Raw genomic sequence first — 13,545 nt, forward strand, 5'->3', positions numbered from 1 at the left:
AATCCCCAGATGCAACAAGGCCCGCACTTGGCGGGCCTTGTCGTTGAGAGTTGGTGGAGCCGGGGGGATTTGAACCCCCGTCCGCCAGTACTCCGCTGTCGGTACTACATGCGTAGCCGTGTCTATTAAGTTAACCCTCAGCGACCCGACGGGCAGGGTGCTTTGGGCGAGTTGTGTAAGTTTTAGCCGCTTCGTCCACAACGTACTGCACGGCGATTCTGTTCTATATGACAATCATTTTGGGTTTACAGACATCCCCTGATGATTGCTGGACCCGAAGGTACCAGGAGTGCATGTCAGCTGCAATTAAGCAGCGAGAGCAGCACCGTATTGGTCGTCATTGGCAACTATAAGTAGTTGCAACAGTGGATTTACGACTTCTGTTACCAAGTCGGCATGCACCTAAAGTTTCGCAACCGGCGTCGAATCCTAAACGGCCCCGAGCCTGGTGCTCTGTACATCTCGAAGAGCAGCAAGCCTGTGCAGTGTACGCCAATCGACCGTCAAGGCCAACCCGAAGGTTGGCCGCGGCTTCGATCAATTGTTGGTGCCGGTGGATTTGCGCAGTTCCAGAATGGTTTGCTGGGTTTCTGCAACGCAATCGTCGATCTTGCCCTGGGCCTTGAGGGCCTGTGCCTTCTGCACACTGGCCTCGGCACGCTGACTCAATTCGGGTGACGATGACAGCTGCCCCTTGGCATTGTTGATGGTCTGGATATTGGTATCGCAAAGGCTGGCAGGCTTGTCAGCGGCAAACGAAGCAGACGCCATCATCGAGGCAGTAACGAACAGACCTAACAGTACAGAACGTTTCATATGAATCTCCTTGAACTGAGGATCCAGACTTCGCTGGCCGTCAGGACGGGCAACCGAATGGAGGAAAAGCCCCGTCAGCGGGGCTTGTTCTGTGGACTGCGGTCGCTCGCAAGGGTTCTATTTTTCTTCAGATGATGGTTTCTCGGGGTTTGGCCCGGGTCACTCGATCCACCAGATACACCAGGCCGTGGTAGTCGATGCCGCCATGTTGTGTCAGACCGATCTCACAGGTGCGGCTGGTGGAAATCCCTTCGCTGCAATGCTGCACCGCATCCTTGAGGGTGCGAAGGGAATGGCTGTTGAGTTCCGGTGTGGTGAAGCCCTTGTCGCCGGCAAAACCACAGCAATGAATGCCTTCCGGGATCACCACGTTCTTGCTGCACTTGCGCGCCAGATCGATCAGCGCCTGGCTTTCCCCCAGATGTTGCGTGCTGCACGTCACATGAACGGCAATCGGTGCTTCCTGCGGAGTGAAATCCAGACGATCCATCAGATGCGTACGGATGAATCGCACAGGGTCATACAGATCAAGGCGAACATTTCCCACATCCTGCACCAGTCGCAATGTGCAGGGGCTGGTGTCGCAATAGATCGGGTCGAGTCCGCCGCGGCTGGCGTGGAGCAAGGCGCCGATCAGTTCCTGACGCTTGTGCTCGGCCTGTTCGGCATAGCCTTTGGAAGCGAACGGCTGGCCACAGCAGAGGTTGTCCAGATTGTCCGGGAGCACCACCTGATAACCGGCCTTTTCCAGCAGGCCACGGGTTTTGTCGTACAGCGACATCTGCTCCTTGTCGCCCACTGCGGGGCCCATCACCCGCGACACGCAGGCCGCCAGATACACCACGCGCGGGCGTTCGTCCGACACCGTTGTACTGAGGCGAATGGCTTTTTCCGGTTGCGGCATCGCGTTGGTCCACTGCGGCACCTGGCCTTTGGACAAGCGTGTCAGCGTCGCTGAAAACTTCGCCAGACGCGGTGCTCCCAGCAACATCCGCGCACCGTTGGCCACGTGCAGGGTGAAGCGCGCTCCTTGCAGGGTGGTGGCGAAATTTCCTTCGATCCAGTTGGCCGTTTTCGTGTGCGTGGCGTGACGGCTGCGCAGCTTTTTCACCAGCTCACCGGTATTGATGCCTACAGGGCAACGCTGCGCACACAAACCGGTCGCAGCGCAGGTTTCGATGCCCTGGTACTCGTAGGCTTTTTCCAGTTCGGTGGTGTCGATCCCAGCGCGTTTTCGCGCCTGAATGTCGCGCCAGATCACGATGCGCTGGCGGGGGCTCAGGGTCAGGCCCTTCGATGGGCAAACCGGCTCACAGAAACCGCATTCGATGCACTTATCCACAATCTCATCGGCGGCAGGCAGCGGCTTCAGGTGCTTGAGGTGGATCTGTGGATCTTCGCTGAGCACTACGTCCGGGTTGAGAATGCCTTGGGGATCGAGCAGGCGCTTGAGCTGCCACATCAATTGATAGGCATCGCTGCCCCATTCCAGTTCGACAAACGGCGCCATGTTGCGCCCGGTGCCGTGTTCGGCCTTCAGCGAACCGCCGAACTCCACGGCCACCAGTTGCGCCACGTCGTCCATGAACGCCTGATAGCGTGCGACTTCTTCCGGGTTGTTGAAGCCTTGGGTGAAGACGAAGTGCAGATTGCCTTCCAGCGCGTGTCCGAAAAGGATCGCTTCGTCGTAGTGATGTTTGTCGAACAGCTCGATCAGGCGATTCACGCCGATGGCCAGTTGTTCCACCGGGAAGGTCACGTCTTCGATGATCACCGTGGTGCCGGTCTTGCGCACGGCGCCGACGGCGGGGAAGGTGTCCTTGCGAATTGCCCAGAGGCGGGCGTTTTCGACCGGGTCTTCGGTGAAGTCGACCTGTTTTTCCACCGGAAAGGCGCTGAGCGACGCCATGATTTGCGTCAGTTGCTCCTGCAGCAACGTGGAAGAGGCGGCGCGGGATTCGATCAACAGCGCGCAGGCATTGTTCGACAGCTGCTGTACGAAATCCGGCATGCCGGGTTTGTCCTGCACCGAGCGCAGACTGCGGCGGTCGAGCAGTTCCACGGCTGATACCGGTTGGCTTTTCAGTACGGTGACGGCGTTGCAGCAGGTTTCCACGTCGGGGAACACGATCAGCGCCGAGGCCTTGTTCGGGTGGTCGATCACTGTGTCGTACGTTACCGCGCTGATGAAGCCAAGTGTGCCTTCGGAGCCGACCAGCAAGTGGCTCAAGATATCCACAGGCTCATCGAAATCCACCAGGGCATTAAGCGACAGGCCGGTGGTATTTTTCAGACGGTATTTGTGGCGGATTCGCGCAGCCAGTTCGGCATTGGCGCGGGTCTCGCGGCCCAGTGTTGCCAAGCGTTCCAGCAATTCACCGTGGCTCGTTCGAAACGCCGCGACACTGGAAGCGTCCTCGGTGTCGAGTCGGGTTCCGTCGGCCAAAACCAGACGAATGCCCGCCAGCGTGTGATAGGTATTTTGTGCAGTGCCGCAGCACATGCCGCTGGCGTTGTTGGCGACGATGCCGCCGATCTTGCAGGCATTGATCGACGCCGGATCGGGGCCAATCTTGCGCCCGAATGGCGCGAGCCACGCGTTGGCCTGGGCGCCGATCACGCCCGGTTGCAGGTGGATCTGCATACCCTGGCCACGAATCTCCCGGGCATTCCAGTTATCCCCCAGCACGATCAGCACCGAATCACTGATCGCCTGGCCCGACAGACTGGTGCCGGCGGCGCGGAAGGTCACCGGGACCTGATCACGCTGGGCCAGTTTCAGCAGCGCCACCACTTCATCTTCGGATTCGACGCGGATCACCAGTTGCGGAATCAGTCGGTAGAAGCTGGCATCGGTGCCGAATGCCAGAGTCGACAATGGATCATCGAAGCGGCGCTCGGCAGGGATCAGTTGCTGCGCATCACGCAGGAAAGTCGCCGGTAAAGTCATTGGTCCTCCAGGATCAACACCACCAGGTCTTTCGGGCCGTGGGCACCGTAGGCCAGCACTTGTTCGATGTCGGCGGTTTTCGATGGGCCGGACACCAGCAACGCGTTGGTCGGCATGCCCTGTGCCCACTCGAATTCCTGTTGCACCTGATAGAAGTTGTCGCGGATCTGACTGGCCTTGAGCAGGGCGAAATGCACCGGCGGTACCAGGCTCATCAGCCGTGGCTCTTCGCGGGTCGGCCACAGAATCAGGCTGCCGGTAGCAGCGATGGCGCCGAGGGTGCCGGTGAGGCTGGCCGGGGTGTCGTTGAACAGCTCGGCTTTCCAGTCTTCCATTGGCCGGTCGTAGGATTTCAGAGTCGGTAGATCAGGATTGTTCGCCCAGTGCTGTGTGATGCGCTGCCCGTGAGGCGTAGTCGGCGCGATCAGCAGGCTCGGCAACTGACGGTCGCGCAGCAATTGCGCCAGCAGCGCCGGCCACGCTTCAGCAGACGTCAGGTGGATTTCGGTGTGCACCGCTTCCATCAGTTTGCGCAACTGCGGGATGCGTTGTTCGGTGCTGTAGGTGTAAGGCTGGGTCACCAGATCGACATCGAAGTTGTCGGCAATCGGTGTGGTGCCGGTCAGACTTTTGCGTAACTTGCCGAGGATGTTTTGCTTGGCGCTCATCAACGGTCTCCTTGTTTGGCCAGATGCTCGCGAGCCATGTCATGCAGTGAGCGGGCGGCGGGTTTCGGAGCGCTGTGATTCTGCGTCCACGGGCCGACGTTGTTCGGCGCCAGGGCGCGCAGGCGCGTGGCGAAAAACGCAAACAGCCGATACAAAGTCGGCGAACTGTTGAGCTTCGCCCAGGCGTTCCAGATGAAGCGTTCCTTGCGCGAATACTTGCTGCCCTGGCCGCGCATCACTTGGTGAGGACTGTCGGGGGCTTTGACGTTCTCTTCGCGCAGGCGGCGCAGCAGTGCGGGGATAGGGATTTTTACCGGACACACTTCACCGCAGGCGCCGCACAACGAAGACGCGCTCGGGTGATCCGGGACTTTCGCCAGGCCGACCATGTGCGGAGTGATGATTTTGCCGATCGGGCCGGGGTAAACCTCGCCGTAGGTATGGCCACCGACACGGGTGTAGACCGGGCAATGATTCATGCAGGCGCCGCAGCGGATGCAGTTCAGGGTCTGGCGCAGTTCGCTGTCGGCGAAGGCCTGGCTGCGGCCGTTGTCGAGCAACACCAGGTGCACTTCCTGCGGGCCGTCGAGTTCGTGTTCCTTGCGCGGGCCGGAGATCATGTTGACGTAGGTGGTGATCGGAATGCCCAGCGCCGAGCGGGTCAGCAATGACAGCAGCGGCACCACGTCGCGCAGGTTTTCCACGACCTTTTCGATGCCGGTGACGGCGATGTGCACCGGCGGCACAGTGGTGGTCATGCGCCCGTTGCCTTCGTTTTCCACCAGCAGCAAGGTGCCGGTTTCGGCCACGGCGAAGTTGACGCCGGAGACGCCGATGTCCGCTTCGAAGAATTTCTGCCGCAGGACCCTGCGACCGATCTGAATGAGTTGGTCAACGTCCTTGGTGTATTCCACGCCAAGTTTGTCGTGGAACAAGGACGCGACCTGACCGGCATTCTTGTGGATTGCCGGCATGATTATGTGTGAAGGCTTCTCGTGGTCGAGCTGGACGATGTACTCCCCCATGTCGGACTCCAGACATTCAATGTCCCGAGCCTCGAGGAAATGGTTCATCTCCATCTCTTCGCTGACCATCGATTTGCCCTTGATCACTTGCCGCGCCTCGTGAGCACGGATGATCGAAAGGACGATGCCATTGGCCTCGTCCACCGTTTCCGCCCAGTGCACTGTCACACCGTTGCGGGTCAGGTTCTGTTCCAGTTGCTCGAGCAGGTCGGGCAACTTGGAGAGTGCGCGGGCACGGATTGCATTGCCCAGTTCACGCAGGTGTTCTCTTTCGTGGGCATCGCTGAAAGCCGCGGCCCGCTTGGTCATCAGTGAATCCATCGCGGTGCGGAAGTTGTTCCGTAACTGCGAATCGCCCAGAGCGTTGTGTGCCCGGGTGCGGAAGTCTTCTTCTACGGCAACCGTAGGAATAATCGTGGAAGTGCTCATCGGGCACCTCCGGTTCGTTGCCAGAGGAAGCTCGCCAGGTGTTGCCCGCGCAGCGCTTCCTTCTGTTTTTCCAGCGAGCCGTTGATGTTCATCAAGCAGCCACAGTCGGCACTGAGTACCTGATGCGCGCCGGATTCCTTCAACGCTCGGGTCTTGTCAGCCACCATCGCGCCGGAAATGTCTGGCATACGGACGCTGAATGTCCCACCGAAGCCACAGCATTCGCTTTCGTGATCGTGATTGACCCGTTCCACGTTGCTCAACTGCGCCAACAACTCGCGGCCGTGCAGGTGGGTGTTCATTTCCCGTCGCGCCGAACACGAGGTATGCAGCGCCACTTTGACCGGCTCGCCGCTGTCCTTTAGCTGCACCTTGCAGACGAACAGCAGGAACTCGGCCAATTCATAGGTGCGGGCCGCGAGGGCCTGAACCTGTTTCAACGTTTCCGGCTCGTCCTTGAACAAGTCGGCGTAATGCTCGCGGATCATCCCGGCGCACGAACCCGACGGCACCACCACCGGATAATCGCCGGCAAACAGCGCCAGTTGCGAGCGCGCCACCGTCCGCGCCTGCTCGGTGTAACCCGAGGTGTAGGCCGGTTGTCCGCAGCAGCTCTGCCCTTGCGGGTAGTCGACCCGGATGCCCTCGCGCTCCAGCAAGTGGATCGCGTCCATCCCGGCTTCGGGATAAAACAGGTCCACCACGCAGGTGCCGAACAGGTAGACCCGCGACGGTTTCTTGCTCGGGTATTGCCGGGGCTCGGGCAGTGGCGGTGCAACGCGAGTGGCGTTGGGCACAGCGTTGTAAAAAAGCTCGCTCATCAGGCGTGTCTCCGGGTGGGCCCGGTTATCCGTCTATTGAGGCTGCCGAATATAAAGCGCGTTGCTTTCAGCAGCCTTACAGACCGGGTTGTGAATTGCTGACGCCGGAATCACGAACCGGCGTCGGTTATTTCCATGTCGCTTGTGGTCTTAATGCACCAGCATGCCGGTGAACCAGTAGGCCTGGGCCAGGGTGATCAGGCCGACAATCGTTGCAAAGAATAGGCTGTGCTTGAGGGTGAAGCGGAACAGATCGGATTCCTTGCCCACCAGCCCGGTCGCGGCGCAGGCCACGGCAATCGACTGTGGCGAAATCATCTTGCCGGTCACGCCGCCGCTGGTATTGGCCGCTACCAGCAAGGTGTCGTTGACCCCGATCTGGTGCGCGGTGGTCGCTTGCAGCGAACTGAACAGCGCGTTGGACGAGGTATCGGAACCGGTGAGGAACACGCCCAGCCAACCCAGGAACGGCGAGAAGAACGGGAACGCCGCGCCGGTCGCTGCCAGCACCAGGGCCATGGTCGAAGACATGCCGGAATAGTTGGTGACGAAGGCGAATGCCAGCACCATGCCGATCGACAGAATTGGCCAGCGCAGTTCGTAGAAAGTTTCTTTCAGAGTGGTAAGACCAATTTTGAAATTGATCTTCAGGATGATCATCGAGATCAGCGCCGAGAAGAAAATCGCCGTGCCGGTAGCGGAAATCGGGTCAAGTTTGAACACGGCCGGAATAGCTGTCGGCGTCGCGACGATCGGTGCGGTCTTGATCACCAGTTGATCCAGGTGCGGGATCGCGAAGTTGAACACCCAGGCGTACATCGAGCCGCCAGCGGCGAACATGGCCTTGAACGGTTTGAGCGTCCAGATGGTGACCAGCACGGTGAGGATCAGGAATGGCGACCAGGCCTTGAAAATTTCCCCGAGGCTGTAGGGCGAAGCGATGGTGGTGCGTTTCTGGCCGAAACCGCCGACGCTGGCAGTGACCGCCACGTTCGGGGTGGCACCGGCGATCTGTGCGCCCGCAGTGCGTTTTGGCTGCCAGACTTTCAGGAACAGGGTCAGCGAGATCAGGCTGGCCAGGGCCGAGGTGATGTCCGGCAGTTCCGGGCCGATGAAGTTCGAGGTGAAGTACTGGGTCACGGCAAAGCTCAGGCCGGCAACCAGCGCCGCTGGCCAGGTTTCACGCACGCCGCGCAGGCCGTCCATCATGAACACCAGCCAGAACGGCACGAACAGGGACAGCAGCGGCAGTTGGCGGCCGGTCATGGCGCCAATCTTGAACGCATCGATACCGGTGACCTGCCCGGCGACGATGATCGGAATCCCCAAGGCACCGAACGCGACCGGCGCGGTGTTGGCAATCAGGCACAGGCCAGCGGCGTACAGCGGGTTGAAGCCCAGTCCTACGAGCAGCGCAGCGGTAATCGCCACCGGCGCGCCGAAACCGGCTGCGCCTTCGAGGAAGGCACCGAAGCAGAAACCGATCAGCAGCACCTGCAAGCGCTGGTCATCGGTGATCGACAGCACCGAACTGCGGATGACTTCGAACTGACCGCTCTTGACCGTCAGTTTGTACAGGAACACCGCCGCGACAATGATCCAGGCAATTGGCCACAGACCATAGGCGAAACCATAACCAGCGGCGGCGAGCGCCATGTCGACCGGCATCTGGAACGCAAAGATCGCCACAAGGATCGCCAGGGCCAGCGTGATGCTGCCGGCGACATGACCTTTGAGGCGGAACACCGCCAGGGCGAGGAAGAAGAACACGATGGGGATGACGGCCGCGAGTGCGGACACACCGAGACTGCCGAGCGGGCTGTAGAGCTGTTGCCAGGTTTGCATATGGGGTGGCCCCTAATTGTTGTTGGTCAGGCACTGTCAGCGTTCTTGGTTAATTGGTAAGACCAATTTACAATCGCTGTTGGCTAGGGTAAAAGCCTTGATGTCGGTGTGTCAATTTGCCGCCCTAAAACTTTTGTCGAATGACCGGTGCAGGCTCGATCTGATCCGGTCCGGGGCGTTTCATCTGGCAGGTGTCGGCAAGGCGCCGATAGGCCAGAATAGAGAGCCCGGCGAGTGGTCGGGATCGTGGAGAATTGAGTGATGGGGTTTGATCAGATACGTCAGCGCCGTTTGTCTGACGATATTGTCGAGCGGCTTGAGGGGATGATCCTCGAGGGGACATTGAAGTCCGGCGAGCGCCTGCCGGCCGAGCGCACATTGGCCGAGCAGTTCGGTGTGTCCCGGCCTTCGTTGCGCGAAGCAATCCAGAAGCTGGCGGCCAAGGGGCTGCTGGTCAGCAAGCAGGGCGGCGGCAATTACGTGGTGGAAAGCCTGGGCTCGACCTTCAGCGACCCATTGCTGCAACTGCTGGAAAGTAATCCCGAGGCCCAGCGCGATCTGCTGGAATTTCGCCACACGCTGGAGGCATCGTGTGCCTATTACGCGGCATTGCGCGCCACCGATGTGGATCGCGAGCGGCTGACCGCGGCGTTCGAAGAACTACAGGATTGCTACTCGCGCCATGACGAAGTGAGTCGGGCGGAGGAGGGGGCGGCGGACGCGAAATTTCATCTGGCAATCGCCGAGGCCAGTCATAACGCGGTGTTGCTGCACACCATTCGCGGGCTGTTCGACCTGCTCAAGCGCAATGTGGTGACCAATATCGGCGGCATGTACAAGCAGCGCACGGAAACCCGCGACATGCTGATCACTCAGCACCGGGAACTGTACCAGGCGATTATCGAAGGACGTGCAGAGCAGGCGCGAGAGGTTTCCAGCCGACACATTCTGTATGTACAGGAAGTGCTGGAAGAGGTGCGCCAGGAAGTTCAGCGCGTGGCTCGGGCCGAGCGGCGCAAAGGGATGTAGGTTCAGGCATGACCATTCCCGCGCTGAGCGCGGGAATGGTCATTCAGGCAGAAGAATCAGTCTTCCTTGCCCTTGTTGCGCACCGCACGCTGCAACTCGCGACCGGCATCGCGTTCGCGCTCGGTATCACGCTTGTCGTATTCCTTCTTGCCCTTGCCCAGAGCGATCTCGCACTTGACCATGTGCTTGCTCCAGTACCAGGACAGGCATACGCAGGCGTAACCCTTCTGCTGCACGGCGGCGGCCAGCTTCTCCAGCTCGCGCCGGTTGAGCAGCAGCTTCCGGGTGCGGACCGGGTCAGCGATGACGTGGGTGCTGGCGGTCATCAGTGGCGTGATGTGGCTGCCAAGCAGCCAGGCTTCGCCATCCTTGAGCAGGACGTAACTGTCGACCAGTTGCAGCTTGCTTGCCCGCAGACTTTTTACTTCCCAGCCGGCCAGGACCAGACCAGCCTCGAACTTGTGCTCGATGAAGTAATCGTGTCGCGCCTTTTTGTTTTGCGCGATGGTCCCTGTTGGGTGTTTCTTCTGTTTAGCCATAGGGGCGGCATTATATGGAGATAAACGGCTGTCGGCTACGGTGATGCTGCGTGCTTGAGCAGGTTGAGTGAATCCCGGACAATGCGGCCTCTTTTTCTAACGCTTGGGCGTGATAAACGATGTCGACAGACAAGGTTTCTGTCCACGGCAGTTGGGCTAGCCGCTGGGTTTTCATATTCGCCGCGACCGGTTCGGCCGTGGGATTGGGCAGCATCTGGAAGTTCCCCTACATGGTCGGGGTCTACGGTGGCGGCGCCTTTGTGCTGATGTTTCTGGCCTGCATCGCGCTGATCGGCATTCCGGTGATGCTCGCGGAAACCCTGATCGGCCGGCGTGCGCGGCTGAGTCCGGCCAACGCCCTCAAGGTGCTGGCAATCGAAGCCGGGCATTCGGGTAGGTGGTCGTGGGGCGCGTTCGCCGGGATGATCACGGCGTTGCTGATCCTGTCTTTCTACAGTGTGGTCGGCGGCTGGTCGCTGGATTACATCATTGATATGGGGCGCGGGGATTTCCAGGGGGCGACGGCCGATCAGGTCGGTGCCTATTTCGGCAATGTCATCGCCGACCCTTGGCGCATCACGCTGTGGCACACGGTTTTCATGCTGTTGTCTGCCGTGGTGATCGCCAAAGGCGTGGTCGCCGGGCTTGAACGCAGCCTGCGGATCATGATGCCGCTGTTGTTTGTGATGGTCCTCGTCCTGCTGGGCTATAGCATGACCACCGGGCACTTCATGGAGGGCGTGCATTTCATGTTCGACTTCCACCCGGAGAAAGTCCTCGATGGCTTGCTGCCGGCCATGGGGCACGCGTTCTTCTCCCTGAGCGTGGGCGTGGGCTCGATCATGATCTACGGCGCCTACATGACGAAGGAAGCCTCGCTGTCAGGCACCGTTGTGGGTGTGGCGCTGCTCGATACCTTCGTTTCGCTGGTGGCCGGTCTGGCCTTGTTTCCGATTGTGTTCGCTGGCGGTTTGAACCCGAGCGAAGGCCCGGGGTTGATGTTCGTCAGCCTGCCATTTGCTTTCGGTAATGTGCTTTTCGGCCAGTTGATGGGCGTGGTGTTCTTCGTTCTGGTAGCCATTGCTGCCTGGAGTTCGGCAATTTCCCTGCTGGAGCCGATGGTCGCCTATCTGGTCGAGCGGACTAAAATCAGTCGTGCCTGGGTGACATTCTGGTTGGCGTTCATCTGCTGGTTTGTCGGTCTGGGTACGGTGTTTTCCTTCAATATCTGGAAGGAAGCGAAATTTTTCGTGAACGAAGGCGGAATGTTCCATCTCTACCAATGGGGTGCCGCAGGCGGTCTGGACTTCTTTGGTGTGATCGACTTCTTCACCTCACGGATCATGCTGCCGCTCGGCGGGCTGTGCTTTGTACTGTTTGCCGGATGGGTGATGGGGCGTGACGCGGTGCGCGACGAATTGTCGATTCGCAGCCCGGCGCTGTTCGCCTTGTCTCTGTTCTTGATGCGCTATGTGGCGCCCATCGGCATTCTTGTAGTGTTTGCCACCCAGCTCTGGAAGTGACGCTTACATGACGACACATATTCAACGATCAGCGCTGCTGCCTTACCCGGCGCAATTTCTCTATGACCTGGTCAATGACGTGGCGCGTTATCCGGAGTTCCTGCCGTGGTGCTCGTCAGCAGAGGTCCTGGAAAGCTCGCCTGAACACATGCGCGCCAGCGTCGGTGTGGCCAAGGGCGGCCTCAGTCAGCACTTCGTGACACGAAATACCCTGGTGCCGGGACAATCGATCGAAATGAATCTCGAGGAAGGTCCGTTCAATCAGTTGCACGGTGTCTGGGTGTTCAAGGCGTTGAACGAGAAAGCCTGCAAGATCAGCCTCGATCTGTCCTTCGATTATGCCGGCCCGTTGGTGCGCGCCACGCTCGGGCCGCTGTTCAATCAGGCTGCCAACACGCTGGTGGATGCATTCTGCCAGCGCGCCAAGCAGATGCATGGTTGAGCCGGTGATCGAAATAGAAGTGGTGTACGCGGCGGTTGATCGTCAGGTGTTGCGCACGATCAGCGTGGCAGAGGGGGCGACGGTGCGTACTGCGCTGTTGGCCAGTGGCATTGATGCCGAGTTTCCGGAACTGGATCTGGCCGGTTGCCCGGTCGGGATTTTCGGCAAAGTGGTTGCCGATCCGGATGTGCGGGTTGTTCAGGCGGGGGATCGCCTCGAAATCTACCGACCACTGCTGGCTGATCCGAAAGAGGTGCGCCGATTGCGGGCCGCCAAGGCTGCCGAGGCCAAAGCCAGAAATCAGTAATACGCCAATCTGCAGGCAATAAAAAACCCGGAATTTCCGGGTTTTTTATTGCGTCGCAAATTATTGCGGCGAGGTGTCCAGCGGCTCTGGTGTCGGAACCGGAACGGTTTCCACACCATCGACGTCCTTCTGGATCTGATCCAGCAAGGAACCTGGCTTGACCGGTTTTTCCGGTTTTGGCTTCTCGGCGTTTTCAGCAGGAGCGGTCACGTTAGTGCCACTTTCCTTGCCGAGAATGGCTTCGTCACGGCTCACGCCCGGCATGAAGTCACCGGACAGGCTGACAAGGCGGTCGTTAGAGTCGAAAATGACACTCATGCGTTCCTGCTGGCGTTCACCGCCACCAGGTTGCAGGCTGTACAGATAATCCCAGCGATTGGCATGGAACGTGTCGACAAGCAGAGGGTTGCCCATGATAAACCGTACTTGCGGCCGGGTCATTCCCGGGCGTAACTGGTCTATCATGTCCTGCGTGACGACATTGCCCTGCTGGATGTCGATTTTGTAAACCCCGGGGAATGAACAACCGGCGAGTGCGAGCAGTCCCACAAAGGTGAAACTGGTTAGCAAGAGCTTGGTGTTTTGCATCGGTGGGCGACTTCCACTATCTTGGCTGGGACAACGTAAACGCCGATCATACCCGCATTAAGAGAAGCTGCGAAGCAGCATCGCGAGAAAGCTGACCATGGTTGAAAATAGCGAACTACGCAAAGCCGGCCTCAAAGTGACCCTGCCACGGGTCAAGATCCTGCAAATGCTCGACTCCACCGAGCAGCGTCACATGAGTGCCGAGGACGTCTACAAGGCGTTGATGGAAGCTGGCGAGGACGTCGGTCTGGCCACGGTTTACCGTGTTCTGACCCAGTTCGAAGCGGCTGGCCTCGTGGTCCGTCATAACTTCGATGGCGGTCACGCGGTATTCGAATTGGCCGACGGTGGCCACCACGACCATATGGTCAACGTGGAAACCGGTGAGGTTGTCGAATTCGTCAGCATCGAAATCGAAAAGCTCCAGAAGGCAATTGCCGAGGAGCACGGTGTCGAGTTGGTAGATCACAACCTGGTGCTGTACGTCCGCAAGAAAAAGTAAGCATGTCGCGCGAATTTCAGGTTCGCGAAACGAACGAAGGCGACCCAAGGGTCGCCTTCGT

General features: G+C 59.4%; 13 protein-coding genes and 1 other RNA gene. 5 read left to right on the forward strand and 9 right to left on the reverse strand.

What is annotated here, in order from left to right; all coding sequences use genetic code 11:
• Positions 1 to 51: 51 nt before the first annotated feature.
• The 7 genes from ssrA to AC3WRD_RS05240 form a co-directional block, all read right to left on the reverse strand.
• Positions 52 to 441: a transfer-messenger RNA gene (ssrA, locus tag AC3WRD_RS05210) on the reverse strand.
• Between the two features lie 96 nt (positions 442 to 537).
• Positions 538 to 816, reverse strand: coding sequence for a PA2433 domain-containing protein (locus AC3WRD_RS05215; protein WP_102619387.1), 279 nt, complete (start codon positions 814 to 816; stop codon positions 538 to 540).
• Positions 817 to 943: 127 nt separating this feature from the next.
• Complete coding sequence (locus tag AC3WRD_RS05220) at positions 944 to 3,766, reverse strand: FAD-binding and (Fe-S)-binding domain-containing protein (protein ID WP_102619388.1); 2,823 nt, start codon at positions 3,764 to 3,766, stop codon at positions 944 to 946.
• A complete protein-coding gene (locus tag AC3WRD_RS05225; protein ID WP_102619389.1) occupies positions 3,763 to 4,434 on the reverse strand; it encodes a LutC/YkgG family protein in 672 nt (223 codons plus the stop codon). The genes AC3WRD_RS05220 and AC3WRD_RS05225 overlap by 4 nt, the downstream gene beginning before the upstream one ends.
• Positions 4,434 to 5,888 (reverse strand): LutB/LldF family L-lactate oxidation iron-sulfur protein, encoded by a 1,455-nt coding sequence (locus tag AC3WRD_RS05230; protein WP_085711865.1) that lies wholly within the window; start codon positions 5,886 to 5,888, stop codon positions 4,434 to 4,436. The genes AC3WRD_RS05225 and AC3WRD_RS05230 overlap by 1 nt, the downstream gene beginning before the upstream one ends.
• The gene (locus AC3WRD_RS05235; RefSeq protein WP_102619390.1) at positions 5,885 to 6,709 is read right to left on the reverse strand and encodes a (Fe-S)-binding protein; all 825 of its coding nucleotides are present in this window, start codon (positions 6,707 to 6,709) and stop codon (positions 5,885 to 5,887) included. Before AC3WRD_RS05235 ends, AC3WRD_RS05230 begins: the two co-directional genes overlap by 4 nt.
• Positions 6,710 to 6,859: 150 nt before the next feature.
• The gene (locus AC3WRD_RS05240) at positions 6,860 to 8,554 is read right to left on the reverse strand and encodes a lactate permease LctP family transporter (protein ID WP_102619391.1); all 1,695 of its coding nucleotides are present in this window, start codon (positions 8,552 to 8,554) and stop codon (positions 6,860 to 6,862) included.
• 261 nt (positions 8,555 to 8,815) lie between these two features.
• Between AC3WRD_RS05240 and AC3WRD_RS05245 the strand changes: the two genes are divergently transcribed.
• Positions 8,816 to 9,583 carry an FCD domain-containing protein gene (locus AC3WRD_RS05245; protein ID WP_096818803.1) on the forward strand — a complete coding sequence of 256 codons (768 nt, stop codon included), beginning with the start codon at positions 8,816 to 8,818 and terminating at the stop codon, positions 9,581 to 9,583.
• Between the two features lie 56 nt (positions 9,584 to 9,639).
• On the opposite strand, the gene smpB is transcribed toward AC3WRD_RS05245, so the two are convergent.
• On the reverse strand, positions 9,640 to 10,122 hold the full coding sequence (gene smpB, locus AC3WRD_RS05250; RefSeq protein ID WP_007915208.1) for an SsrA-binding protein SmpB: 483 nt from the start codon (positions 10,120 to 10,122) through the stop codon (positions 9,640 to 9,642).
• 119 nt (positions 10,123 to 10,241) lie between these two features.
• On the opposite strand from smpB, the gene AC3WRD_RS05255 reads away from it, so the two are divergent.
• The 3 genes from AC3WRD_RS05255 to AC3WRD_RS05265 are packed head-to-tail and all read left to right on the forward strand — an operon-like array spanning position 10,242 to position 12,394.
• Entirely contained in the window at positions 10,242 to 11,645 is a 1,404-nt protein-coding gene (locus AC3WRD_RS05255) for a sodium-dependent transporter (RefSeq protein WP_102619392.1), read from the forward strand.
• 7 nt (positions 11,646 to 11,652) lie between these two features.
• Positions 11,653 to 12,087 (forward strand): type II toxin-antitoxin system RatA family toxin, encoded by a 435-nt coding sequence (locus tag AC3WRD_RS05260; protein ID WP_003221509.1) that lies wholly within the window; start codon positions 11,653 to 11,655, stop codon positions 12,085 to 12,087.
• Complete coding sequence (locus AC3WRD_RS05265) at positions 12,080 to 12,394, forward strand: RnfH family protein (RefSeq protein WP_102619393.1); 315 nt, start codon at positions 12,080 to 12,082, stop codon at positions 12,392 to 12,394. Before AC3WRD_RS05260 ends, AC3WRD_RS05265 begins: the two co-directional genes overlap by 8 nt.
• Before the next feature lie 60 nt (positions 12,395 to 12,454).
• Here the strand turns inward: AC3WRD_RS05265 and AC3WRD_RS05270 are convergent, their stop codons facing one another.
• Positions 12,455 to 12,982 carry an outer membrane protein assembly factor BamE gene (locus AC3WRD_RS05270; RefSeq protein ID WP_096818809.1) on the reverse strand — a complete coding sequence of 176 codons (528 nt, stop codon included), beginning with the start codon at positions 12,980 to 12,982 and terminating at the stop codon, positions 12,455 to 12,457.
• A gap of 97 nt (positions 12,983 to 13,079) precedes the next feature.
• On the opposite strand from AC3WRD_RS05270, the gene fur reads away from it, so the two are divergent.
• Positions 13,080 to 13,484 carry a ferric iron uptake transcriptional regulator gene (fur, locus tag AC3WRD_RS05275; protein WP_064119476.1) on the forward strand — a complete coding sequence of 135 codons (405 nt, stop codon included), beginning with the start codon at positions 13,080 to 13,082 and terminating at the stop codon, positions 13,482 to 13,484.
• The last annotated feature ends 61 nt before the right edge of the window (positions 13,485 to 13,545 follow it).

It is taken from the genome of Pseudomonas sp. FW215-R2, from assembly GCF_058789255.1.